Consider the following 23405-nt stretch of genomic DNA (forward strand, 5'->3'; position numbering starts at 1 on the left):
CTCTCCCCCTTTACAGTAAGACGAATGCCGCGCGAACGAGCAGACCGAGCACGAGTGCCAAAATGCTTTCTGCGTACATCATGCGGTCGGCTTTCAAAATGTCCTCCGGCATGACCGGGCGCAGCGGGTCGCCGATCGTCGGCTTATCATAGTATTCACCGAAATAATATGCGGGCCCGGCGAGCTGCACGCCGAGCGCACCGGCGCAGGCACTTTCCGTCTGCGCGCTGTTGGGGCTTGCATGATTTCGGCGGTCGCGCCGCCAGATCTTCCACGCGCCCTTGACGCTGTTTCCCGTGAACCTCGCCGCGAGCACCCACAAAAGTGCCGCGATACGACTCGGAATGTAGTTTGCGGCATCGTCAAGCTTTGCGGGCACGCGCCCGAAGTTTATGTACTTTTCATTTTTGTAGCCGAGCATGCTGTCCATCGTGTTGATGGCTTTGTAGGTCAGCGCAAGTGGTGCGCCGCCGATGAGCATGCAAAGAAGCGGCGCGATCACGCCGTCACCGGCGTTTTCGGCAACGGTCTCCACAGCGGCTTTTGTCACGCCCTCCATGGAAAGCGCGTCGGTATCACGCCCGACAATGCGAGAGACGGCCTTGCGCGCGGCGGGGAGGTCGTTCTTTTTGAGCTCCTTGTAGACGTTGCGGCTCTCCTGCACAAGTCCCTTTGCGGCAAGTGACTGCGCGCACCAGAACATTTGAATCAAAAGTCCGAACACCCAGTGAATTTTATAAAAGAAGAAGCACACCGCGCCGGAAAGCAGGAATGTGCCGACAGGCAGGATGAATGCGGTGATTGCGCCGCCGATACGCTCGCCACGCGGTGTTTTCGGTAAAATTTTCCGCAAGCTTCGATCTAAAAAGGAGATAACCTTCCCCATATATACAACCGGGTGCGGCAGCCACAGGGGGTCGCCGAAGATTGCGTCTAAAATGAATCCACCGAGGACGGCGAAGAAAATCAGCATGTGGCCTCCTTTGTGTACTGCACGGTCCCGATGAGATGCAAAACGTGCTTTTCCTGCCAATCGCGGGCATCGAGCACATAGCCGCCGGCAGTCGGCGCACACCATTCATAATAATTTTTCTGCGGCACAGCGTACTTTTCCATGACGGCCATCTGCGTGCCGCCATGCGCAACGATAACGAGCATGTCTTCACTGTTTTGAATAGATTGATTTAGCAGGGATTCAAATGCTTTGCAAACACGCTCGCTGAAATCCGCTTTGCACTCGCCGCCGGGACAGGTGCTTTCGCAGTTAGAATCCACCCATGCGCGGTAGGCGGAATCGTGCTCCATCTCTTTATAGTTACGTCCCTCAAATACGCCGAAATTCATCTCGCCGAGGTCGTTTACGGGGATATACTCGGCAGTCGGAAATAAAATCTCCGCTGTCTGTTTTGTGCGCTTTAACGGCGTGACAAAAACGGTTTTGGGCGAAAAGTCCGCCTGCTTCAGTGCCGCAAGCCCGGCCGGTGAGAGTGGAATGTCCGTCACGCCCTGATAGCGGTAATCCACATTATAGGCGGTTTCACCGTGGCGCAAAAGGTAAATTTTCATTTGGGCAATTCCCCTTTCAAGACGGTCGGAATGCCGCAGAACATCTGCACAACACAATCGGCACGTGCGGCGAGCAGGCATGCCAAGCGGCCGGCTTTTTCGCGGTTTGCGCGCTCTGTGGCATCAACGGGCACAACACCGCCGCCGACTTCCGTTGCGGTGATAATATCGTATTTTTCAGAAAGTATTTTAGCAAGTGCTTCGAGGTCTTCCGTCGTTTCGGCCTGCTTTTGCACCTCAAAACAGCATGTACCGCCGAGCTTTTGCGCGAACGTGCGCTTGCCGCTGTAAAGCGGACCTGTGATGAACACCATTACAAAATTCCTCCCCACTGGCACACGGCGAGCGCTGCCAACATGGCGAGCTCTGCCCTTTGCAGGAACCACCCGGCAAGGTCGCCCGTGATGCCGCCGAATTGCTTTTTCGACACTGCGTAATACCGCCGAAAGACAAGTAAAACAGCCAAAACTGCCGCCCAGCCGCCGAGCACGATCATCGCAGCACCGAGCACGACAGTATAAATAATCAAGACGCGGCGCACCGTTATGCGGTTTGCGGCTTCCGAGAACGTATGCGCGAGACCGGTGTTTTTCGCCATGGGAAATGATGCCACGGCGAGACCGGAAAACGCACGTTCCAAGGTGAGTGCCAATATCCAGATCACACCGAAACGTACCGTAAATTTCACCGAAGCACAGAGCGCAAAATACAATATGAAATATGTGCATAATCGGATAACTGCAAATGCACCGCAGTGTGGATCTTTCAAAATTTCGAGCTTCTTTTCCGCATCACCGTAGCTTGAGAGCGCATCGCATGTGTCGGCGAAGCCATCCAGATGGATGCCGCCGGTGACGAGCACAGGCACAAGGCAAAAGCCTGCTGCGCGGACGAGCTCCGGCACAGGCAGGACGCCGACTAAGCACCACAACCCGCCGCACACTGCACCGATGAGCGGAAATGCGCACAGCGCGTATCGCATGTTCTTTTGGCTCCATTCGAACTGCGGCATGGGAATCGCCGAAAACATAGCGAACGCCACGGCAATCGTCTGCAAAACCGTCATACCTTTCCCCCTCCTTTGTAATAAACCGGAATACCGCATACTACGCGGCAGACGTGATCCGCACGGGCAGCGATGCCGTTTTGGATCTGCGCCAGCGCTTTGAGGTACAGATCTGTTTCGTCGGCATACGCTGCACCGCCGCTGAACACCTCGTTGCCGACGATAATCAGATGTTCGCATTGTTTATATAGTATTTCAACGCCATACAGAACGGCTTCTGCGGTATTTACCCCCGCACCTTTCGGATCGTACAGCTCGTTTGCGGTCAGGTTGCCGAGGTCTTCGAGCAGAACTATTCCGCGATTTGGTATTCTGATTTTATCAAGACTGATAGGTGATTCGATCGTTTCAAACTGTTTTTCTTTTCGCATGGCGCGGTGCTTTTCGACGCGTTTGGCGCACTCTTCATCCCATACCTGCATGGTGGCGACGTAGTAACGCGGCAGCGGGTGTTTCAGGGTCAGGTTTTCAGCATAGGCGCTTTTGCCGCTTGCTGCGCCGCCGATGACGAGCGTCAGCATTGCGGGGTGTACGGCGCGATGCCGCCCTCCGTGAACGAATAACAGTTGTCGTAGACCGCGAGCGCCATGTCCCACAGCGGCAGGCTTGCGACCGCGCCGGTGCCCTCGCCGAGGTGCATATTCGCCGTGATGAGCGGCTTTTTGCCGAGCGCTTCCAAAACGATACACGCTGCGGGCTCCGCCGAAACGTGGCTTGCGAACATGGCCTTAGTCGCCATCGGACACAGCCGTGCCGCACACAGTGCCGCCACACTGCTGATGAAACCGTCGATAATGACAGGGATATTTTCCAGAGCACCGCCCAAAAACACGCCGCATAGCCCGGCGATATCTAAGCCGCCGAGCGCCGACAGCACGCCGATCACATCGGTTTTTTCGGGATGATTGATCGCGATGCCTTTATAGATGACCTCGATCTTGCGGCGCAGACCGTCATCGGAGAGCCCCGCGCCGCGGCCGGTCATTTCTTCGGGCGCACGGCCGAGCAAAACGCAGCTCACGGCGGCAGAGGTTGTCGTGTTGCCGATGCCCATTTCGCCGGTCGCGAGGAGCTTTATGCCCTGCGCTTTCTGCTCGCGGACGAGCTCGATGCCGGTCTTGATGGCTTGTAAAGCGTCCTCACGGGTCATAGCAGGTCCGCCGGTGAAATCATCCGTACCCGCACGCACACAGCAATTTTTCACACCGTCCACGGGCGCTCCCGCGATGCCCATATCAACGGGAATCACACCGCAGTGCACCGTTTCCGCCATTTTGCAGACGCTTGTTTTGCGCTGCGCAAGATTCTGCAAAACGGCGCGCGTCACGTCGCTGCCGGACTGGCTGATGCCCTGCGCGATGACGCCGTTATCCGCGCACAGTACCAAGACCGCGCGCTTTGAAAAATCGAACTGCGGCACACCTGTAAGCGCAGCCACATCTTCCAATAATGGTTCGAGATCGCCAAGCCCGCCGAGTGGCTTTGCAAGCGACGCCCAATGCGCGTGTGCGGCTTTGCGCGCGGCTTCATCCGGCTGCGTGATTGTTTTGAGCCGGTTTTTAAGTTCTGTTTCCGTCATATTTCGTCCCTCATGTAGCGGCGGGCGGCGTCCGCAAAGCGCTGCGGAAGCGGCGTGCCCGCCCAGTATAAATGCGGAAAACCCGCATAAAAATGTTCGTTTGCAAAAGCACAGTCCCACGTACGGCCGTTCGGCTTTGTCGCTGTGCACGCTATGCCGTTTTCGGTGGAATCCCAGTGGTGAAATTCGTGCACAGGAAGCAACTCGTCTTTTTTTAGCAGCATGCTGTTCTCCTTCGCAGTAAGCGTCGCGTAACCGAAGCGCACGAGGTGGCCGACCTTGAAGCCTTCGCCGGGCAGAACGCCTGCCATACGGTATTTGTCGCCGTTTACATCTTCAAGTGTTTGACCTAAATACAAAAAGCCGCCGCATTCTGCCACAGTCGGCAAACTGTTTTTGATTGCGGTTTTGATGCACAAAAGCATCTCGGTATTTTCGCTGAGTGCCTTTGCGCAAAGCTCCGGGTAACCGCCGGGCAGATACAGCCCGCTGATATTTTGAGGCAAGCTTTTATCGTGCAATGGGCTGAAAAAGACAGGTTCTGCGCCGGCTTCTTTGAACGCTTCAAGCGTTTCGGTATATGTAAAACAAAAGGCTTCATCCCTTGCAACGGCGATGCGCACATTAGGAATCGGAAATTCCTCTTTCGGTACTTTGGGTGCCGGACACGCAAAGACGCTAAAGAGTTTTTCAAAATCGACCGTCTTTTCCATCGTCTCATGCAAAAGTGTGATCTTCTTTTGCAGATTTTTAATCTCACCGGCGGTTTTAAGCCCCAGATGCCGACTTTCGATCGCAGCTTTGGGCATTGGGGGCAGATAGCCGATAACAGGCACACCTGTCTCCTTTTCGAGCATCGGTGCTAAAATACGGTATAAATTTTCTTTACAGTCATTCAGTATAATACCGGCGATATGGTGCGGTGTGCGGAAGGACATTAAGCCGCGCACCTGCGCTGCGAGGGTTAAGCTTGCACCCTTCGGACGCAGGACAAGCAGGACGGGTAGATTCAACGTATCGGCTAAATGCCACGCACTTGCGATGTCGCTTGTGCCGCCGAGGCCGTCATAGTACCCCATAGCACCCTCGCATATAGCAGCACCGTGATCGGCTGCGCTTTTATTATATAAATTTTGCACTATTTGCAGCTTTGAGAAAAACAAATCAAGATTGTGACTTTCAACGCCGAGTACGCTGCGGTGAAACATGGGATCAATATAATCGGGCCCGGATTTAAACGCACAGGGATTGAGGCCGCGGGCTTTGAGCGCCGCAAGCAGCGCAATGGTGACGGTCGTTTTGCCGCTGCCGGAGTTCTGCGCGGAGATGAGCATTTGCAGCATGTCATTCCCTCACAATCAAAAAAACGGGATTATTCGCCTTCATCAGGTGCAAATTACCGACTGAACTGCTGCGGCTTATGGCAATTTGTGTGATTTGCGCAGTCATGCCATGGGTTGAAAAAGATGAAAGCGCCGTTTGCAGCGTTTCAAGCGCGATAGCGGAAACACACAGGCGAGCACTCGGGTTTGCGGTCAATACAGCATCGATGATCTCGGGCAGATTGCCCTTACTGCCGCCGATAAACACGGCATTCGGTGCAGGAAGACCCGTTAATTTTTCCGGCGCTTTGCCCTCTACAAGTGTCAAATTATGTACATGAAATTTGTCTCGATTTTGTTTTATCAGCGAACAGGCGGCTGCGTCACACTCCACGGCATACACGTATCCGAGCGGCGCAGCAAGCGCCATTTCTATGCTGACACTGCCGGTCCCCGCGCCGATGTCCCAGAGAATATCGGTCGGTTTAACGGCAAGCTTTGCGAGTGCTGCGGCGCGAACCTCCTGCTTTGTCATGGGTGTTTTGCCGCGGATGAAGACTTCATTCGGCAACCCCGGCACACGCCGCACGGGTACTTCACACGACTCTACAAGAAGCACACATAGCGGTGCAAAAGCACTTTCAGATATTTTTCGTACTGCATTCTTACTGATTTTTTGCTGTGGTGTACCGAGATTTTCACCGACAACCGCCTGCACGTCTCCCAGCCCGGCTTCGGTGAGTTTCGCGCAAATCACCGCGGGAGTTACTTCACCGCCCGTTAAGAAAAATGTAGGCTTGCCCATGCTGCACGCAGCAACAGGGTCACATGCACAGCCGTGCGCGGAGACGAGGTTCCAGTTCTGCCACGGTTCGTGGATGGCAGCAGAAAGCAACTGTACGCTGGAAACGCCCGGAATCACGGTGTATCCGATGTGGCGTTCATCGAGCACGCGGCACAGTGCAGAGGCGCCGGAATAAAACCCGGTGTCACCGCTGTATACAAGTGTGATATTTTGTTCTTTTGTTGTTTCAAGCACTGATAAAATCTCACCGATTTTATACATTGCGATACGATTTTGTGTACAGAAATCCGGCAAGTTTTCGAGTAAACGCTTTGCGCCGATGATGAGTGTGGCTTCATGCAAAGCTTCTGCTCCCTGCGTTGTTACGCTGTCGACTGTGCCGCCTCCCATGCCGACTAAAGTGATTTTCATAGCAATTCTCTACACCTTTCAAGGATACTTTCAACTGTCTCCCCGTTCTCCCGCGGGCGGCGCAGTACAAGGAGGCGTGCACCGCAGTATTCGCAGGCTTTTGCTTTTTCCATAAAGCCGCCTACTGCGCCGCCGTCTTTTGTAACGAGCCATTGAATGTTGAATTGTTCAAGGATCACGCGGTTGAGGTCAAGTGAAAACGGGCCTTGCATGGCGATGATGTTGCGGTGCGGAATGTCGAGGGCTTCGCATGCGCGAATACCGTCGAGTGTGGGCAACACACGTGGAAAAATCCGCTTTATATCTAGATTTTTAAAAGCAGACAACTCCTTTGCACCGGTCGTGAGCAAGACATTCCCGGCAGTACTTTCGAGATATTCTGCCGCTTCTGCTGCCGTTCCAAACACGATACTGTTCTTCGGCAATTCGCTTTCGGTACGGAGCAATCGATGGTACTCAACGCCTGTCGTTTCACACGCTTCACAAATGGTGCGCGTGGCTTCTGTTGCATAGGGGTGCGTTGCGTCCACACAGATTGACGCGCCGTGCAAAAGTTTCGTCATCTCTGCGGCAGTGCATCTACCTACATGAATTGTGATATTTTCATTCTCGTCTTGTTCTTCTGCACCGATCTCTGTTGCAACACTGACAAGAACTTCTACGCCGAGGTTTGCCAAAATTTTTGAAAACTGTCTGCCCTCTGTCGTTCCGCTGAACACCACAGCTTTCATACCGTGCGATACCCCCTTGGCGTTACCATTTTGCTTTCGATATTCTTTGTTGTTTTGTTGCCTATATATACAGTCGTGAACATATCGACCTGCTTGTTTTCAAGTTCGCGGAGCGTTATGATCTCACTTTGCTGCCTCTCTCTGCCAATGTTGCGTACGATGCCGCAGACGGTCTCCTCCGATTTGCCGTTCTGGAGCAAAATACGGACGGCACGCTGTAAATAATCGGGCCGACCTTTCGAGGACGGGTTGTAGATTGCCACGCAGAAATCGCCCATGGCGGCGCAGGCAAGGCGCTTTTCAATCATTTCCCATGGGGTGAGTCGGTCGGAAAGGGAAACTACGCAAAAATCATGCGCAAGCGGTGCGCCCAAAACCGCACCGCCGCTGAGCGCCGCCGTAAGTCCCGGAATGACCTCGATCTCGACGCTCGGGTAATTGGGTGCAAGTTCCAAAATCGGGCTCGCCATGCCGTATACGCCGGCATCTCCCGAACAGACAAGCGCCACGGTTTTGCCGCTTTGCGCGGTCTCAAGCGCCCAGCGGCAACGGTCGATCTCCTTTGTCATGCCCGTTGCGTGCACCTCTTTTTGGGGATAAAACGAGCGGATAAGATCGATGTAGACGGTGTAGCCGCATAGTACGTCGGCGTTTTCGAGCGCCGTTTTCGCCTGTGCGGTCAAAAACTGCGGGTCGCCGGGGCCAAGGCCCACGACATAAACGAGATTTCGCTTCATTTTACACGCTCCAATCCGGGGTAAAGGGTTTTGCGGCGACGGCGAACGTCACGCCGCTGTATATATGCTTTTCGATCACCAATTCGCCGCCCGACGCCAGTACGGCCGCACGGGCGCAGACGTTGTCAACGCCCGTTATCTGCTGCACAAATGAAGATGATGTGAATTCACCGGACGTTTTTTTGAGCTCCTCGGCTGTATAAAAACGGATGTTAAAATCATGGTTTTGACAGAATTCCAAAAGTCCCGGTTCATCTTTTTTGAGTTCTATGCTCGCACACGCACAGATGCTTTGCGGTGCACAGCCTGTTTTTTTGCAAAATTGTTTAAATGTTGCTTCGATATGTTCAGCCGATGTGCCGCGTTTGCAGCCGACGCCAAGCACGCAGATTTTTGGAACGAGGTGCAGCGCATCACTCTGCGGGTAGAGTGTTACGGAAAAATCGGCTTGATGGTTCTCGTCTGCCGGGAAAACATTTTTAGGTTGAGTGCCTGTGATTTTCCACTGCGAATCATAATAAACCACTTTACCGGCGAGCAGTGTGCTGCTGACGGTTTTGATACGCCCAGGCTCGAGCACGTGGCAGTTCTGCGCTTTCGCCCACTCGTCTACGGCGAACACGCCTTCGATGTCGGTCGCGGTCGTGATGACCGGCACTGCGCCGCAGATGCTCGCGAGTTTCTTGGCAAGGTCATTTGCGCCGCCGAGGTGACCGGACAAAATCGGAATGGAAAACCGACCGCGCTCATCGAGCACAATCACAGCAGGATCGGTCGCCTTACTTTTGCAATGCGGCGCAATGGCGCGCACGGCGATGCCGACAGCGCCGATGAAGATGAGTGCATCGGATTTTTGAAAGTTTTCGGCCGTCCACTCGGATAATTTCACGCCGTTTTTACCGCCGCGACTGATGCTGCCCGGATGTGAAAAAGCCAGCCTTTCTGCGAGTTTTAGTCCGGTTTCGGTGAAAGCGATATATGCGCAGCTCATGCTTTGCTGCCTTTCCGATATTCCGTCGTGAATGTGGGATCGTAGAGCTTACTGCGGTCGTATCGTGTGCCGAGAAAATCTCCGACGACAATAAGCGTCGTTTTGGTGATGCCCGCTTTATGCACGCTTTCGGCCAAATTACCGACAGTGCAGCGCACGATTCTTTCCTCCGGCCACGTGGCTTTGTAGACGACTGCCACGGGAGTGGAAGCCGTATAAGCACCCTGCAAAAGCGCCTGCTGCACCTGATTGACCAAACCGATTGAAAGGAAAATCACCATGGTCGCGCCGTGTGCGGCGAGGCTTTGCAGCTTTTCTTTTTCCGGCACGGGCGTGCGGCCTTCCATGCGCGTGATGATAACCGTTTGACTGACAGACGGCAACGTATATTCTGCGTTTAAAGCTGCCGCCGCGCCGCAGAAGCTGGAGACACCGGGGGTGTCGTCATAGGGAAGGCTTTCTGCATCAAGCCTATCCATTTGCTCGCGGATTGCGCCGTAAAGGCACGGGTCACCTGTGTGCAGACGAACTGTTGTTTTGTTGTTCTTTTCGTTCTCGCGCATGACGGAGATCACATCTTCCAGCGTCATTTTGGCGCTGTTATAGATCGTGCAATCTGCTTTAGCGAGCCCCAAAAGTGCAGGGTTGACAAGGCTGCCGGCATAGATGATGCAGTCGGCAGTCTGTAAGAGCGCCGCGCCACGCTGCGTGATGAGATCCGGCGCGCCTGGGCCGGCACCGACAAAATGTACCATGTTTACGACTCCTTCCACTTTTGCAGCAATTTTTCTGCGGTTTCGGTCTGCCCAAGGGGGCCGGTTTGATTGGAAAACAGCACCGCGCCGACTTGAAATGCACCCGCTGCGCGGCGCTCGAGGTGCAGCTGTACAGCGTTTATCAGGCCGTGCATGACAGGCTCGCGCAGACCGTTTTGATCCAAAATATCAAGGCAGGCATCGGTTGTGGCCGCCTGCATCAGCGCTTCGCACACCTCTTTTTTCGCGCCCGCAAGCGCCGCATACGTGCAGAAAAGCTCCGTGCGACAGTCCGCCATGCGGGAGTGCGTGTTCATAATACCGCCCGCGACCTTCACGAGCTTACCGATGTGCCCGACGAGTAAAACTTCTTCAAAGTGCTCTGTTGCGGCGGCATCGAGCGCGTCACCGATAAAATTCGAGCACTTTATGATGGGAATATCCAAGAGCGTGAGGTTGGTTTCACGCAGATAATCGAGGCCGTAGTTGCCGGGCGTCAGAATCAGGCGGCGCGCACCGTTTTTGAGCGCAGCCTGATGAATTTCCAGCTGCATCGTATCGACGATTGCCTGCTGACTCATCGGTTCCACGATGCCGCTGGTGCCGAGCACCGAAAGTCCGCCGATAACGCCGATGTGTGGATTGAACGTCTTTTTCGCGGCCTCTTCCCCACCCTCGATGGAGACAAGCACGGAAAAACCGCCTTTATACTCAAATGTTTTGGCTTCTTTTAAGAGGGCTTCGGTGATCATCTCGCGCGGAACGTGGTTGATGGCCGCCGCGCCGACGGGCTGGTCAAGCCCGGGCTTGGTCACACGGCCAACACCCGTGCCGCCGTCGATTTTGACGATGCCGTGTTCATTGGGCAAAAGCGTCACATTTGCGATGACGGGCAGGCCGTCCGTGGCGTCAATATCGTCTCCTCCGTCTTTGCGAATGGCGCATACGGCGCCGGTTTCGGTCTTCTCACAGTAGATTGGCGCGACCTCAACAACGATGCCTTTCGGTGTACGCAGACCGACCGTTTCCAGGGCCTTGCCGGTGAAAAGCAGTCGCGCCGCACCGGCGGCACCGAGTGCCGCGCACGTGCCCGTTGTGTAGCCGCAGCGCAATAATTTTTGTCCGCTGCGAATGTAGTGCTCAAACTTTGGCGGCTCCTTTTTACCAAACAGAAACGTGTATTCTTCATCGGACATTTTATATAGCTTTTGTATGTTCTCTTTTTGAAACGCGTCTTTTACGGTCATGATGTCCGAGACACTGTCCAGCGAAACGCAGACAACGGCATCGGAGAGCTTCTGCGCGAGGTCAAGCTCGTGCAGGCTCAGGATAATTGCGGTGTTCTTCTCTTTTGCGAGGTGGCGCAGGATCGTCATGAGCTCCGCTTTACCTTTAACATCGAGAAACGACGTCGGTTCGTCCAAAAACAGAATTTCCGGCTTCTGACAGACTGCCCGTGCCAAAAGGACACGCTGGCGCTGACCGTCGCTGATCTTATCAAAATCGCGGTCGGCAATATCGGCTGCATTTACGAGATGCAGCGCGTCGAAAACCTGCTTTTTATCTTCTTCGGAAAGGATTCCGAGACGACCGGTATACGGGTAACGCCCGGCTGCGGCGACATCAAAGCAGGTCGTGAGCTCTGTGCGGTTCGTGTGCGGCACCATCAGCGCCATTTTGCGCGCGCGGGCATTCGGTGCGTATACCGAAAGGGACTGCCCATCGAGCAAAACGGTCCCACCCTGCGGCGCAAGCTGCGCGGCAAGCGTTTTCATCAGGGTCGATTTACCCGCGCCGTTCGGGCCGATAAGCGTCAAAATTTGTCCGCGCTCGGCGGCGAATTTTATATGCTCCAAAAGCGGCGAATTGTAGCCGACCGCAAGGTCGTTCGCTTCACAATAGCTCATGCTGCCGCCTCCCTTCTCTGTTTGCGCACAAGCAGCAAAATGACCACCGGTGCGCCGAAAATCGCCGTGACGGAGCTGACGGAAAGCTCCGTCGGCGCAAATATACTGCGCGCGATGAGGTCACACAAAAGGCAAAATGCTGCACCGCCTAAAACGCACCCCGGCAGCACGTGCAAAGGCTTTGCACTGCGGAGTGTGCGCTTTACGAGATGCGGCACCGCGATGCCGACAAAGGAGATCGGCCCCGCAAATGCCGTGACGCATGCCGCGAGCAGGCTGGATAACAACACAAGTGTAACTGAGAACGGACGCACGGAAACGCCGACACTCTGCGCATAGGCTTCACCCATTTGGTACGCCGCCATCGGTTTGGAAAGCATAAACGAAAGCGCAAGGCATGGCAGCACAATTAAAGCCGCCGTGAGGACATTCTCCCACGTCATGCCGGAAAAGCTGCCCATCGACCAGTTGTGTAGATTCACGATGTTGGAATCCTGCGCAAATGCAACAACAACGTCCGTGACAGCCGAACAGATATAGCTAATCATCACGCCACAGATAACGAGCACGCCTGCGCGCTTTACGCGCTGTGAAACGGCCAAGACGAAGCCCATAGCGACCATGGCACCGACAAATGAAGCTAAAATCAGCGTGAGTGAGCTTGTGAACAAACCGTGATTTAAAAGCACGACCATCGTGAGTGCAACGGCGAGCTTTGCGCCGCCGGAAACACCCATAACGAACGGCCCGGCGATAGGGTTTGCAAAAAAAGTCTGCAATAAATAACCCGCAACGGACAGCGCCGCACCGAGCAAAACGACCATGACGGCGCGCGGCAGGCGTAAACCAAATATGATCTTTTGCGCGAGTGCGTTATTCCCCGCGCTGAAAAGCGTGCTTAAAATGTCCTTCGGCGAAAGGGCCGTGCTGCCGCAGAAAATGTTCAGCATAAACAGCGCGAACAATGCAGCCGTGAGCGCAAGATATGAAATTGTCAGACGCTTTGTGCCGTTTAGTTTCATGGTTTCCTCAGCTTACATGTGTCAGAAATTTCAGTTCATCTTCGTTGACCGCATTCGGGCTTTCCGCCGTGAACACGCGGTTCATGTCCAAAATCAAATCGGGCAGCTCCATGCTTTCCTGAAACAGGCTTTGCGTGGTACACCAGACGTTGCCGTTCTGCACGGCTTTGAAATCTGCCAGCATGGGACATTTTGATAAGAGCTGCTCGGTTGTTTTAATCTCGCCCTCGATGGTACTGTTGTAGATTAAAACGTCAGCGTCTTTCGCGCCGGCGTAGAACTCCTCGAGCGAAAGATTAATCGTTGCGAGGTTATTGCCGTTATCGGAAAGATCGGAAAAAACGTATTTGCCGCCCGCCATGCCAATCATCTTCGCAACGTAATCGTTCGATTTACGCACCGTGACAAGGTTATTCGACGTCACAGAGAAAAATGCTGCCGTTTTGTCTGTGGTATCCTGCTCCAAAAGCGGCCGGATGCGCTGAACCTGCTCGTTGAAGAACGTTTCGGCTTCCGCCTCTTTATCAAACAAAATGCCATAGAGCTTCACCCACTCCATGCGTGCCAAGGGGTCGGATTCATAGCTGGAGCGCTCAACAAGCACGGGAATGCCAAACTTTTCAAGCTGCTCTTTCACTTCCGGCGTATGGTAGATCATTGTGTTTTCAATCGCGAGGCCGCAGTTTGCAGACACGATGCGCTCGTAATCCGGCGCGCTGTACTTACCCGCGTAGGAAATTTCACCGTTTTCCATGGCTTCTTTCGCTTCCGGCAGATACCAGTTTTCGGCACTCGTGCCGGAAAGCGTGACGGCGCTTCGTGCATCGAGCTTCAGGATCGGGTCCATCGCAGACGTGGAGACGAGATAGACATTTTCAAGCGGTTTCTGCAAAACGGTGATGTCTTCCGAAAGACCGTTCGGCACGGTACTGTTTTCCGGCACGACGAGGTAGCGGGCATTCTGAATGGTGATGAGCCTTGTACCGCCGGTGCACTCGTCCACGGTGAACTCTTTCGCGTATTCGAGCGGATAGGCGCTTTCGACTTGAAAATCTGCTTGCGTTTCATCGGCCTGCGCTGGGCTTGATGTACTCTCAGGCTGTGCCGGGTTTGCTGCGCAGCCCGTGAAAGCCAGAAGCAAAAGCGCCGCTAAAAGCGCTGTAAGCCGTCTCATGCGGTAAGAGACGCGCTGTCAAACGTCAGGGTGTATTCGATCTCGTGCGGAGTGCTCATGGCGGTGGTATCTGCCGTAACGGCGAGTGCGGTATCGAGTGCGGCGACGGGAATTTCAAACACGGAGTTGCCTTCGGTATTGACGGGCAGATACTTTTCGCCGTCCACGATCATATAATCGTAGTTTGGGCTGCTCCATGTGATCTCCGCGGTCATTTTGCCGTCCGCAACGGTGAGCTCCGTGGGGCTCTCGATTGTTGCACGGCCGGAACCGCCCTCAAGCGTGACGTTGCACGTATACGTGCCGTCCTCCGGCACTTCGGTCTCTGCGTCGCTTGCGGTGTCCTCAACGATCGGCTGCGGGTTACGCACGCTGACCTTGTGGTCGTACCACGTGCCCTTCGTGCCGATGAGCGCAAGTTCAAAATCTTTATCGACACTTTTCAGCGGGATGTCAAAGCCGTAGACTTCTTCCGATGTGCCGTCTTTATAGGTGACGGTATCGGTGGTCGGCTGAAGCCATTCGCTTTCGTTCTGCTTTGCGTCCTCTGCCGTACCGAGGTACAGATTTAAGATCTTCTTAGAACGCAGGCTGACGTGGAACGTCATCTCGCCGTTTTCAACTGTCAGCGTACCCATGCCCTCGCAAGTTTCGTTCGCCTGAAACATAGAACTGTCCGTTTTGAACTCTGCCGTGTACATGCCGTCTTCCGGCACAACGTCCGGCTCTTCGGTGGGGGTGGGCTCTGCGCTTGAAACGGAAGTTTCGGAAGACGCACTGCTTTCATTCGTATTGCCTGCGCACGCGCTGCACCCGAAGATCAGGAACACCGAGAGCAAAAGGGCTGTAATCTGCTTCTTTTTCATTTTGTTATACCTCTTCTTTATTTTAAAAACAATCTATAAACATAAGCGCCCGAAGAGCGATTCTCTCCGGGCGCTGTGTTTACGGATTAGCCATTCAGGGAATCGATCGCTGCCTGCGCGTGGTCGATGTAGATCTGCTGAATATCCCCAATCTCACCGAGACCCGCAATCTGCGTATCAACGCTGTCGAAGCAGTCCGCAGCCTTGAACCGGCTCAACCAGGAATCCTCATCGTCGCCAGCCATATCGTTGTTGGCATGGTCACCTGCAACGACCATCAGCGGACGGAGCACAACCTTCGTAAAGCCTGCTTCCTTTACCTTTTCGATAACGGCTTCGCAGGAGGTGTCTTCCGGCTCACCCTCAACGGTGCCGACAAATACGTTCGTGTAGCCGAGTGTTTCCATGGTGGTCTGCATCTGGCTGTAGCTGACCTTTGCAACATGCGCCGTACCGTGGCCCATAAAGACGAATGCGGTACCGTCTTCTGCAGCGGCAGCAACGTCATCATAACCGGCGGTTTTCACAGCTTCAGCTGTGATGGCCTTTGCAACAGCTTCCTTATCCTCATTGATAACAGTCGCATCGTCGCCCACTTCGCCGAGCAGCGGCTCTGCAACAGCGATGCTCTCAAACTTATCCTTATACCGGTCAAGCAACTCGTTCATCTCGTCGTACTCTGCGCCGTGCATGAGATGCGTCGGCTGCACAACGAGGTTCTTGACGCCGTTTGCGACAGCACGGTCAAGCGCCTGCTGCATGTTGTCAATCTTCTCATCGTCGCGCGCCTGCACGTGGTTGATGATAATCTGAGCGGTGAACGCGCGGCGGACAGACCAATCCGGGTAAGCTTCCTGCAGAGCGTCCTCAATGCCCTTGATATCCTTTACGCGACTGTCGTTGAAGGACGTACCGAAGCTGACAACGAGCAGCTCGTTTTCGCCGATTTCGTCTTCGTTGCGCGGGTCGTCTTTCGCGGCGTCACCCGTATCGCGGCCGAAATAATCCGGGTCGGCGTTATCGCCTTCCACAAGCTCCTTCTGCGCATCGGTCAGCGCGTCCCAAGCTTCTTTTGCTGCTTTGCATTCTTCATCGGTATTGTCATTGCGCTCCTGCACATAGATTGCGTCGATGAGATCCGCAACATTCTTCGCTGCCATTTCGTCTGTTTCCTCCTCGGTTGCGCTCGCCGCGCTGCTTTCCTCTGAGGAGCTCTCGCTGCTTTCAACTGTGGAAGAAGTGCTGCTCTCCTCAGAAGATGCGCTCGAAGACGCGTTATTACCGCAGCCTGCGGCAGCGGTCGTGAGCATTGTAACTGTCATTACCAGTGCAGCGGTCTTTTTCCATGTAAGCTTACTCATGGGTGTGCTTCCTTTCCGTGGTCAATATCAACCCTTATTGTATTTTCACTGAAAGAAGGGTACAGGAAACTAAGGTATATATGAATTTTCTTTCAAATACACCATAAAGCCCATGAGAAAAGCCGAGGTCCTTTGTGCTGCCGAAACGTACAAAGTGTATAGAACGGCAACACAAAAAGACCCCGGCATATAGTCAGAGCATTTTCGGTACAACCAATTCCTCGTGATTTGGAGTGTGACACTCCCGTACCAACACACAGGCAGGTTTCCCGGCTGAAAGATCGTCATCTGCCGCCGCCTTCCCAAGCTATGCTCAGTGACCGGCAAAACGCCATGGCGGCAAACTCCCTTATCACGGTGACGAGATCGTGCGGGATTTGCACCCGCTTCCCTTTTACCCTTTTCTATGTGCTTTTAAAAGCACACGAAAGGCACCTGTGTTTTCATTCAGTTTTCGCAGTACAGTATAGCACAGGAAATGCAAAAAAGCAAGATAATCCGCCGTTTTTTGCCTTGCATGCAAATTTGCCCGAAACTTAAGCAAAACGTCTTGCTATTTTATGCGAAACGTGTATAATATACATGAAAATGGACGCGTGAATTGCCGAGTGGCGGCGATTTACTTTTATCAGGGAGGAATTGAATTTGGTCAAAGTTGCAATGATCGGCGTCGGTGCCATCAGCGGCATTTACCTTAAAAACATCACGACGGTGTTTAAAGAGGTGGAGCTCGTCGGCGTATGCGACCTTATCCCGGAGCGCGCGGAAAAAGGCGTGCAGACGGTGAAGGAATATATTGAAGCAGGCGCAAAAGCCCCCGTGCCGAAAATTTATAAGGATATGTATGAAGCGTTCAACGATCCCGAAGTGGAGGTTGTTCTGAACCTCACCCGCCCGTATGAGCACTATGGCGTGACGAAAGCCGCGCTGGAGCACGGCAAGCATGTGTTCTCCGAAAAGCCGCTTGCGGCGGACATGGAAGAAGGCGACGAGCTTGTCGCCCTCGCTGAAGAAAAGGGCCTTTTGATGGGCGGCGCGCCGGATACGTTCATGGGCGCGGGCATTCAGACCGTGCGCAAGCTTGTCGATGACGGGTACATCGGCGACATTGTTGCGGCGAACTGCGCGATGATCTGCCATGGCCACGAGACATGGCACCCGGACCCGGAGTTCTATTATAAGCGCGCAGGCGGCCCGATGATGGACATGGGTCCGTATTACGTGACGGCGCTCGTGCAGCTCATCGGCGAAGCGAAGGGCGTCATCGGCATGACGAAAAAGACGTTCCCGGAGCGCATCATCACGTCCGAGCCGCACTACGGCGAGAAAATCGACGTCGATATCGACACGCATCTGACGGGCAGCATTGCGTTTGCAAACGGCGCGGTGGCGCAGATTTGCACAACATTTGATGTGCATTACGCACCCGGCGCACAGTGCCGCTTTGAGCTGTACGGCACAAGGGGCACCATCTGCGTGCCGGACCCGAACACGTTCGGCGGCCCGGTGCTCGTGTACCGCCCGGAGGATCAGGTAAACGGGCAGGCAATCGACCCCGGCTTGATAGCACACAACGCGCCGCAGTATTACACCGGCTACAAAGAAGTGCCGCTGCTGTTCGACTACAATGAAAACTCCCGTGCACTGGGTCTCAGCGACATGTGCAAGGCGTTGCGCACCGGCCGCGATTTCCGCGCGAACTACCAACAGCAGCACCATGTGCTGGAGATTTTGACGAGCTTTGAAAAATCCAGTCGCGAGGGCAGATATATCCCGCTGAAAACACACTACACGCGCACGGCACCGATGCAGAACAACCCGATGCACGGCATTCTGGATGAATAAAACGGAGGTACATATAGAATGAAAGCAGCCTATACCGGTTGGACTTGGCTGACCGCCAAGGACGCTGAGACCGCCAAAAAGCAATTGGAGCAGTCTTTTAAGGAATGCAAGTTCCTCGGCTATGACTATGTGGAAAACTTCGCCTTTATCGGCGATTATTTTGAAGACCCGAACGAGCTCATCGAGATGGAAAAGCGCTGCGGCGTGGAGCTTGTGAACCTGTACGGTCACTTTGGCACCGATGTGGAAGAAAACATTGCAGTCGGAAAAAAGCAAATCGATTTTCTCGCAGCCATCGGCGGCAAGTGGTACAACTGCCAGCACGGCGGGTATTTCGGTGACGGCGGTCCGCTGGAGCGCCCGACAAACCCCGAGGTGCTCGATAAAATCTGCGCCATTGCGGACACGCTCGGCGCTTACGCAAAGGAAAAGGGCGTGACGCTGTGTTTCCACCCGCACTACGGCACATGCGTGTTCTGGGAAAGCGACATTGATTATTTGATGGCACACACCGATCCGCGCTACGTTTCGTTCTGCATCGATACGGCACACACAACGCTTGCGGGCATGTCCCCCGTCGAGCTCATCAAGAAGGTCGGCCCACGCCTTGCGTATATGCACCTCAAAGACGTAGACACCTACGCTTTGAAGACCGCAGAGGGTGCAGACAAAATGGGCACATTCCGCGCGCTCGGCCATGGCACCATCGACTTCCCTGCTGTGAAAGCGGCGCTTGAGGAGATCGGCTACAACGGCATTTTGTGCGTGGAACTCGACCGCCCGGAGGTCGGCAACTTCCATTCGGCAGAGGTTTCCAGAATTTACATTCGAGACGTGCTGGACATTTAAGTTTATTTAGGAGTGAATTTTATGACAAACGCAAATCCCGTAAAGGTCGCGATGATCGGCGTCGGCAAGATCAGCGGCATTTACCTTAAAAACATCACGACCGTATTCAAAGAAGTGGAGCTCATCGGCGTATGCGACCTCATCCCGGAGCGCGCGGAAAAAGGTGTGCAGACGGTGAAGGAATACATCGAAGCAGGCGCAAAAGCCCCCGTGCCGAAAATTTATAAGGATATGTATGAAGCGTTCAACGATCCCGAAGTGGAGGTTGTTCTGAACCTTACCCGTCCGTATGAGCACTATGGCGTGACGAAAGCCGCGCTGGAGCACGGCAAGCATGTGTTCTCCGAAAAGCCGCTTGCGGCGGACATGGAGGAAGGTACAGAGCTTATGGCGCTCGCAAAGGAGAAAAATCTCCTCATGGGCGGCGCGCCGGATACGTTCATGGGCGCAGGCATCCAGACCGCGCGCAAGGTTATTGATGACGGGCTGATCGGCGATGTCATCGGTGCGACATGCGCAATGATTCAGCACGGCCCCGAGACATGGCACCCGGACCCGGATTTCCTCTATAAAAGAGGCGGCGGTCCAATGATGGACATGGGCCCGTATTACGTGACGGCGCTCGTGCAGCTCATCGGCGAGGCAGTCGGTGTAACGGCTGTGACGAAGAAATCGTTTAAAGAGCGTCTGATCACCTCCGAGCCGCACTACGGCGAAAAGATCGACGTGGAGGCCGATACGTACCTCACCGGCAACATCACGTTTGCGAACGGCGCCATTGCGCAGGTGTTCACGACGTTTGACGTGTACTATCCCTCGCAGAACTACGCACGCTTTGAAATTTACGGCACGAAGGGCACGATGATTGTGCCGGATCCGAACACGTTCGGCGGCCCGGTACTTTTGATGCGCCCCGAAGACGTGGCGGCAACGCACTCCGATCCCGGTCTGCGCACAGGCAATCTGCCCGCTTACGCCGGCTACAAGGAGATTCCTCTGCTGTTCGACTACAACGTGAACTCCCGTGCGCTCGGCCTCAGCGACATGTGCAAGGCGCTGCGCACCGGCCGCGATTTCCGCGCGAACTGCCAGCAGCAGTATCATGTGCTGGAGATCTTGACGAGCTTTGAAAAATCCAGTCGCGAGGGCAAGTTCATCCCGCTGACGACGCATTACACGCGCACCGCGCCGATGAAAAACAACCCGATGCACGGCATTTTGGACGACTAAAATCGCATAAAAGCACAGCCCGCAGCTTGGGTTTTCCTGCTGCGGGCTGTTTGCTGTTTATTTACAGTGTTTTCAGCTCGTCTGAAAATTGCCGAAAGGCGGTAGGCAGTGCGAAATCGTGCTCAATCTCCGCAAGGCTTGCCCATGTAAACGCTTCGGACATCGCGTTGCAGCGGATCACATAGCCGGTCATCTCCCAGCGAATATGCGTGAAAATGTGCGTCTTGTGCGTTTCGAGCATCAGCTCCTTCGGGTCGGTGTGAAAGCTCTGCGCTGTTTGCACGGCGGTTTGGGCATCGAGCTTTTGAGGTACGTTCGGAAACTGCCATAACCCGGCGAGCAAACCCGTCTCGCTTCGCTTTTCCACGGCGAATCTGCCGTTGCATTCGAGCAAAAGCACGGTGCGCTCTTCTGTTTTCTTTGCGGCTTTCGGACGTTTTACGGGGTATTTTGTGACGTTTCCGGCTTTATATGCACGGCAAAAGCTCTGCGTGGGGCAGACTTCGCACTTGGGGCTTTTCGGCATACAGACACACGCGCCAAGCTCCATGAGCGCCTGCGTGAACGCGCCGCAGTGCCCTTTCGGGTAGACCTTGCAAAGCGCCTCCCCTATCTCTTTTTTTACCTGCGGCAGGTCGATCGGGCGGTCGTCCGCCATCATGCGCATGATTATGCGCAGCACGTTGCCATCCACAGCCGCCGCGGGCTGCTCAAAGCAAATGGACGCCACTGCGCCTGCCGTATATGCGCCGATGCCCGGCAGCTTTTCGAGCGCTTCGGCGGTATCGGGAAAAGCGCCGTTTTGCGTTTCAGCGAGGAGCTTTGCCGTTTTCTGCAAATTTCGTGCGCGGGAGTAATAACCGAGTCCTTCCCAGAGTTTTAACACGCGGGCTTCGTCGGCTTCTGCAAGTGCCTGTACCGTGGGGAACGCTTCCATAAAGCGCTCGTAATACCCGATGACGGCTTCCACACGCGTTTGCTGGAGCATGATCTCCGAAACCCACACGCGGTACGGCTCCTCCGTGTGCCGCCAAGGCAGGTCGCGCGCGTTTTTTTCGTACCACGGCAGCAAAACTCCCGGCAGCGCAGCGTAAATTTCATTTTGTTCCATACTATCCCCTTTTTCCACTCTTTTGATCTTGGGTTTACAGTATAGCACACCCGTTCTAAAAAAGGAAGCGGTATTGCATGGAAACGGCAGATGCGGTATAATCGGTATTATCTTGACTTTCCCGTTTAAGTTTTGTATACTTTACAAAGCATACTGAATTTATAGGCGATATAAAGACAAACGCTAAGGAGCGAAGAAATATGTTGAACCAATTTTCCAGAACGGAGCTGATCTATGGCCGTGACGCCATGGAGATGCTAAAGGATGCGCGCGTAGCCGTTTTCGGCATCGGCGGCGTGGGCGGCTACACGGTAGAGGCGCTTGCGCGCAGCGGTGTGGGCTCGCTCGACCTCATCGACGACGATAAGGTCTGCCTGACAAACATCAACCGCCAAATCTACGCGACGCGCAAGACGGTCGGTCAGTACAAGGTGGATGTTGCGGCCGAGCGCATTAAAGACATCAACCCGGACGCCGTGGTGCGCACATACAAGACATTCTACACGCCCGAAACGGCCGACCAGTTTGATTTTAAACACTACGATTATATTGTGGACGCCATTGACACGGTGACAGGCAAGATTGCGCTTGTGATGAACGCAAAAGCGGCGAAAACGCCGATCATCTGCTCCATGGGTGCTGGCAACAAGGTAGACCCGACCGCGTTTGAAGTGACAGACCTATACAAGACCTCCGTTTGTCCGCTGGCAAAGGTTATGCGCAACGAACTGAAAAAGCGCGGCGTGCGCAAGCTGAAAGTGGTTTACTCCAAAGAGCTGCCCATCACGCCCGTGGACGACATGGCCATAAGCTGCCGCACGCACTGCATCTGCCCGCCGGGCACCGAGAGAAAGTGCACGCAGCGCCGTCAGGTGCCGGGCAGCAACGCTTTTGTGCCGTCCGTTGTGGGACTCATCATCGCGGGCGAAGTCATCAAAGATCTGACCGGCTTTAAAGGCCGCGGCATCGGCGCATAATCTACTTGGATTACGCCGCAAATACGCCTGCTCCGTGGAAAGCACCCCCTTCCGCGCGGTGTATGCCGTGAGCCGCGACCGTAAAAATGCGCTGAACTCTTGGCGCATCCGTTTAAGCCATCCGATGACCGAGGATGAACTCGATGAATTTTAGAGGATCTTCGACAAGCTATATTTGGAGTTTACATAAAATGGAAAGAGAACTTGAACCCTACCAGCGCGTTGAGCGCAGTATACAAAAGAAATTCCGCAAGTCGATCTGGGTCCCGTTCATCGCTGCGGTAAAGCGTTACGAGCTCATTCAGGAAAACGACAAGATTGCGGTGTGCATCTCCGGCGGCAAGGATTCCATGCTGATGGCAAAGCTTTTGCAGGAGTTGCAAAAATACAGCGAAGTTCCGTTTGAGCTTGTGTACCTTGTGATGGACCCGGGCTACAATGAGCTGAACCGTAAGAAAATCGAAAGCAATGCGGCATTACTGCACATTCCGATCACGATTTTTGAGACCGATATTTTTTCTGTGGCAAACAACACCGAAAAGAACCCGTGCTATTTGTGTGCAAAAATGCGCCGCGGACATTTATACAGCAAAGCGAAGTTGCTCGGCTGCAACAAGATCGCACTTGGACATCATTTCAGTGACGTTGTGGAAACCACCGTGATGAGCATGTTTTACGGTGCGCAATTACAGGCGATGCCACCAAAGCTGCACAGCCAGAATTTTGAAGGTATGGAGCTTATTCGTCCCATGTATTGCATCCATGAAGACGACATTTTATCATGGAAAAGATACAACGATTTGGAGTTTATCCAGTGTGCATGCCGCTTTACGGAAAACTGCGCAACGTGTGACCATGACGTAAGCGTCTCTAAGCGGCAGGAAACAAAGCTTTTATTGCGCCGCTTAAAACGCGATAATCCGAATATAGAAAAGAGTATTTTCAACAGCATCCATTCCGTTTGTCTCGACACGATGGTCGGATATAAATCACGCGGTGTGACACACACGTTCACCGAGATCTACAACACCCGCACGGAAGAACTGAAAGAAGAATCAAAAGAAGACGAATAACACAAAGGGCGAACAGCGGAAATCTCC

The 23405-nt window shown here is 54.1% G+C and carries 23 protein-coding genes and 1 riboswitch; of the genes, 5 read left to right on the forward strand and 18 right to left on the reverse strand.

The window, feature by feature from the left end:
• Positions 1–10 precede the first annotated feature (10 nt).
• From cbiB to ACI0CA_RS10080, 17 genes are all read right to left on the reverse strand, one after another.
• Positions 11–970: an adenosylcobinamide-phosphate synthase CbiB gene (gene cbiB / locus ACI0CA_RS10000; RefSeq protein WP_308449643.1), complete on the reverse strand. Its 960-nt coding sequence runs from the start codon at positions 968–970 to the stop codon at positions 11–13.
• Positions 967–1566, reverse strand: a complete 600-nt coding sequence (locus tag ACI0CA_RS10005; protein WP_308449533.1) for a histidine phosphatase family protein — start codon at positions 1564–1566, stop codon at positions 967–969. Before ACI0CA_RS10005 ends, cbiB begins: the two co-directional genes overlap by 4 nt.
• Positions 1563–1880 (reverse strand): bifunctional adenosylcobinamide kinase/adenosylcobinamide-phosphate guanylyltransferase, encoded by a 318-nt coding sequence (locus ACI0CA_RS10010; protein ID WP_308449532.1) that lies wholly within the window; start codon positions 1878–1880, stop codon positions 1563–1565. Before ACI0CA_RS10010 ends, ACI0CA_RS10005 begins: the two co-directional genes overlap by 4 nt.
• Positions 1880–2632, reverse strand: a complete 753-nt coding sequence (locus ACI0CA_RS10015; RefSeq protein ID WP_446806898.1) for an adenosylcobinamide-GDP ribazoletransferase — start codon at positions 2630–2632, stop codon at positions 1880–1882. Before ACI0CA_RS10015 ends, ACI0CA_RS10010 begins: the two co-directional genes overlap by 1 nt.
• Complete coding sequence (locus ACI0CA_RS10020; protein ID WP_446806897.1) at positions 2629–3153, reverse strand: bifunctional adenosylcobinamide kinase/adenosylcobinamide-phosphate guanylyltransferase; 525 nt, start codon at positions 3151–3153, stop codon at positions 2629–2631. The genes ACI0CA_RS10015 and ACI0CA_RS10020 overlap by 4 nt, the downstream gene beginning before the upstream one ends.
• On the reverse strand, positions 3147–4211 hold the full coding sequence (gene cobT, locus ACI0CA_RS10025) for a nicotinate-nucleotide--dimethylbenzimidazole phosphoribosyltransferase (RefSeq protein WP_446806896.1): 1065 nt from the start codon (positions 4209–4211) through the stop codon (positions 3147–3149). Before cobT ends, ACI0CA_RS10020 begins: the two co-directional genes overlap by 7 nt.
• Positions 4208–5554 carry a cobyrinate a,c-diamide synthase gene (locus tag ACI0CA_RS10030; RefSeq protein ID WP_446806895.1) on the reverse strand — a complete coding sequence of 449 codons (1347 nt, stop codon included), beginning with the start codon at positions 5552–5554 and terminating at the stop codon, positions 4208–4210. The genes cobT and ACI0CA_RS10030 overlap by 4 nt, the downstream gene beginning before the upstream one ends.
• Before the next feature lies 1 nt (position 5555).
• On the reverse strand, positions 5556–6749 hold the full coding sequence (cbiE, locus tag ACI0CA_RS10035; RefSeq protein ID WP_308449527.1) for a precorrin-6y C5,15-methyltransferase (decarboxylating) subunit CbiE: 1194 nt from the start codon (positions 6747–6749) through the stop codon (positions 5556–5558).
• Positions 6746–7480 carry a precorrin-6A reductase gene (gene cobK / locus ACI0CA_RS10040; protein ID WP_308449526.1) on the reverse strand — a complete coding sequence of 245 codons (735 nt, stop codon included), beginning with the start codon at positions 7478–7480 and terminating at the stop codon, positions 6746–6748. The genes cbiE and cobK overlap by 4 nt, the downstream gene beginning before the upstream one ends.
• Positions 7477–8217, reverse strand: a complete 741-nt coding sequence (gene cobJ, locus ACI0CA_RS10045) for a precorrin-3B C(17)-methyltransferase (protein ID WP_308449525.1) — start codon at positions 8215–8217, stop codon at positions 7477–7479. The genes cobK and cobJ overlap by 4 nt, the downstream gene beginning before the upstream one ends.
• A 1-nt stretch (position 8218) precedes the next feature.
• Positions 8219–9208, reverse strand: coding sequence for a cobalt-precorrin 5A hydrolase (locus ACI0CA_RS10050; protein WP_446806993.1), 990 nt, complete (start codon positions 9206–9208; stop codon positions 8219–8221).
• On the reverse strand, positions 9205–9963 hold the full coding sequence (gene cobM / locus ACI0CA_RS10055; RefSeq protein WP_308449523.1) for a precorrin-4 C(11)-methyltransferase: 759 nt from the start codon (positions 9961–9963) through the stop codon (positions 9205–9207). The genes ACI0CA_RS10050 and cobM overlap by 4 nt, the downstream gene beginning before the upstream one ends.
• 2 nt (positions 9964–9965) lie before the next feature.
• Positions 9966–11870, reverse strand: coding sequence for a cobalt-precorrin-5B (C(1))-methyltransferase CbiD (gene cbiD, locus ACI0CA_RS10060; RefSeq protein WP_308449522.1), 1905 nt, complete (start codon positions 11868–11870; stop codon positions 9966–9968).
• Positions 11867–12892, reverse strand: a complete 1026-nt coding sequence (locus tag ACI0CA_RS10065; protein ID WP_308449521.1) for a FecCD family ABC transporter permease — start codon at positions 12890–12892, stop codon at positions 11867–11869. The genes cbiD and ACI0CA_RS10065 overlap by 4 nt, the downstream gene beginning before the upstream one ends.
• Before the next feature lie 7 nt (positions 12893–12899).
• A complete protein-coding gene (locus tag ACI0CA_RS10070; protein WP_412263673.1) occupies positions 12900–14066 on the reverse strand; it encodes an ABC transporter substrate-binding protein in 1167 nt (388 codons plus the stop codon).
• On the reverse strand, positions 14063–14932 hold the full coding sequence (locus ACI0CA_RS10075) for an iron transporter (protein WP_412330348.1): 870 nt from the start codon (positions 14930–14932) through the stop codon (positions 14063–14065). Before ACI0CA_RS10075 ends, ACI0CA_RS10070 begins: the two co-directional genes overlap by 4 nt.
• 86 nt (positions 14933–15018) lie before the next feature.
• On the reverse strand, positions 15019–16293 hold the full coding sequence (locus tag ACI0CA_RS10080) for a sirohydrochlorin cobaltochelatase (RefSeq protein WP_412263670.1): 1275 nt from the start codon (positions 16291–16293) through the stop codon (positions 15019–15021).
• A gap of 241 nt (positions 16294–16534) precedes the next feature.
• A riboswitch (cobalamin riboswitch) is annotated at positions 16535–16747 on the reverse strand.
• 191 nt (positions 16748–16938) lie between these two features.
• On the opposite strand from ACI0CA_RS10080, the gene ACI0CA_RS10085 reads away from it, so the two are divergent.
• The 3 genes from ACI0CA_RS10085 to ACI0CA_RS10095 are packed head-to-tail and all read left to right on the forward strand — an operon-like array spanning position 16939 to position 20217.
• Positions 16939–18138, forward strand: coding sequence for a Gfo/Idh/MocA family protein (locus tag ACI0CA_RS10085; RefSeq protein WP_395507043.1), 1200 nt, complete (start codon positions 16939–16941; stop codon positions 18136–18138).
• An 18-nt stretch (positions 18139–18156) separates the two neighbouring features.
• A complete protein-coding gene (locus ACI0CA_RS10090) occupies positions 18157–18987 on the forward strand; it encodes a sugar phosphate isomerase/epimerase family protein (protein ID WP_308450137.1) in 831 nt (276 codons plus the stop codon).
• Between the two features lie 21 nt (positions 18988–19008).
• A complete protein-coding gene (locus ACI0CA_RS10095) occupies positions 19009–20217 on the forward strand; it encodes a Gfo/Idh/MocA family protein (RefSeq protein ID WP_395507044.1) in 1209 nt (402 codons plus the stop codon).
• A gap of 61 nt (positions 20218–20278) precedes the next feature.
• Here ACI0CA_RS10095 and mutY read toward each other — a convergent pair whose 3' ends face one another.
• Positions 20279–21328, reverse strand: coding sequence for an A/G-specific adenine glycosylase (gene mutY, locus ACI0CA_RS10100; RefSeq protein ID WP_446806894.1), 1050 nt, complete (start codon positions 21326–21328; stop codon positions 20279–20281).
• Positions 21329–21528: 200 nt separating this feature from the next.
• On the opposite strand from mutY, the gene ACI0CA_RS10105 reads away from it, so the two are divergent.
• Both ACI0CA_RS10105 and ACI0CA_RS10110 read left to right on the forward strand, forming a co-directional pair.
• A complete protein-coding gene (locus ACI0CA_RS10105; protein ID WP_308450046.1) occupies positions 21529–22305 on the forward strand; it encodes a tRNA threonylcarbamoyladenosine dehydratase in 777 nt (258 codons plus the stop codon).
• Between the two features lie 191 nt (positions 22306–22496).
• Positions 22497–23378 carry a tRNA 2-thiocytidine biosynthesis TtcA family protein gene (locus tag ACI0CA_RS10110; protein WP_446806893.1) on the forward strand — a complete coding sequence of 294 codons (882 nt, stop codon included), beginning with the start codon at positions 22497–22499 and terminating at the stop codon, positions 23376–23378.
• The last annotated feature ends 27 nt before the right edge of the window (positions 23379–23405 follow it).

Origin of the sequence: Hominenteromicrobium mulieris (genome assembly GCF_046197855.1) — a bacterium.
GTDB classification, from domain to species: Bacteria; Bacillota; Clostridia; order Oscillospirales; family Acutalibacteraceae; genus Hominenteromicrobium; species Hominenteromicrobium mulieris.

What these genes read in the sequence shown, in the direction of transcription:
- ACI0CA_RS10050 (WP_446806993.1), bottom strand. Translation starts at nt 9,208, where the DNA reads ATGAGCTGCGCATATATCGCTTTCACCGAAACCGGACTAAAACTCGCA.
- ACI0CA_RS10095 (WP_395507044.1), top strand. Translation starts at nt 19,009, where the DNA reads ATGACAAACGCAAATCCCGTAAAGGTCGCGATGATCGGCGTCGGCAAG.
- ACI0CA_RS10090 (WP_308450137.1), top strand. Translation starts at nt 18,157, where the DNA reads ATGAAAGCAGCCTATACCGGTTGGACTTGGCTGACCGCCAAGGACGCT.
- ACI0CA_RS10070 (WP_412263673.1), bottom strand. Translation starts at nt 14,066, where the DNA reads ATGAGACGGCTTACAGCGCTTTTAGCGGCGCTTTTGCTTCTGGCTTTC.
- cobJ (WP_308449525.1), bottom strand. Translation starts at nt 8,217, where the DNA reads ATGAAGCGAAATCTCGTTTATGTCGTGGGCCTTGGCCCCGGCGACCCG.
- ACI0CA_RS10110 (WP_446806893.1), top strand. Translation starts at nt 22,497, where the DNA reads ATGGAAAGAGAACTTGAACCCTACCAGCGCGTTGAGCGCAGTATACAA.
- cbiE (WP_308449527.1), bottom strand. Translation starts at nt 6,749, where the DNA reads ATGAAAATCACTTTAGTCGGCATGGGAGGCGGCACAGTCGACAGCGTA.
- ACI0CA_RS10075 (WP_412330348.1), bottom strand. Translation starts at nt 14,932, where the DNA reads ATGAAAAAGAAGCAGATTACAGCCCTTTTGCTCTCGGTGTTCCTGATC.
- ACI0CA_RS10015 (WP_446806898.1), bottom strand. Translation starts at nt 2,632, where the DNA reads ATGACGGTTTTGCAGACGATTGCCGTGGCGTTCGCTATGTTTTCGGCG.
- ACI0CA_RS10065 (WP_308449521.1), bottom strand. Translation starts at nt 12,892, where the DNA reads ATGAAACTAAACGGCACAAAGCGTCTGACAATTTCATATCTTGCGCTC.
- ACI0CA_RS10080 (WP_412263670.1), bottom strand. Translation starts at nt 16,293, where the DNA reads ATGAGTAAGCTTACATGGAAAAAGACCGCTGCACTGGTAATGACAGTT.
- ACI0CA_RS10010 (WP_308449532.1), bottom strand. Translation starts at nt 1,880, where the DNA reads ATGGTGTTCATCACAGGTCCGCTTTACAGCGGCAAGCGCACGTTCGCG.
- ACI0CA_RS10020 (WP_446806897.1), bottom strand. Translation starts at nt 3,153, where the DNA reads ATGCTGACGCTCGTCATCGGCGGCGCAGCAAGCGGCAAAAGCGCCTAT.
- cobT (WP_446806896.1), bottom strand. Translation starts at nt 4,211, where the DNA reads ATGACGGAAACAGAACTTAAAAACCGGCTCAAAACAATCACGCAGCCG.
- cobK (WP_308449526.1), bottom strand. Translation starts at nt 7,480, where the DNA reads ATGAAAGCTGTGGTGTTCAGCGGAACGACAGAGGGCAGACAGTTTTCA.
- ACI0CA_RS10105 (WP_308450046.1), top strand. Translation starts at nt 21,529, where the DNA reads ATGTTGAACCAATTTTCCAGAACGGAGCTGATCTATGGCCGTGACGCC.
- cobM (WP_308449523.1), bottom strand. Translation starts at nt 9,963, where the DNA reads ATGGTACATTTTGTCGGTGCCGGCCCAGGCGCGCCGGATCTCATCACG.
- mutY (WP_446806894.1), bottom strand. Translation starts at nt 21,328, where the DNA reads ATGGAACAAAATGAAATTTACGCTGCGCTGCCGGGAGTTTTGCTGCCG.
- cbiD (WP_308449522.1), bottom strand. Translation starts at nt 11,870, where the DNA reads ATGAGCTATTGTGAAGCGAACGACCTTGCGGTCGGCTACAATTCGCCG.
- ACI0CA_RS10030 (WP_446806895.1), bottom strand. Translation starts at nt 5,554, where the DNA reads ATGCTGCAAATGCTCATCTCCGCGCAGAACTCCGGCAGCGGCAAAACG.
- ACI0CA_RS10005 (WP_308449533.1), bottom strand. Translation starts at nt 1,566, where the DNA reads ATGAAAATTTACCTTTTGCGCCACGGTGAAACCGCCTATAATGTGGAT.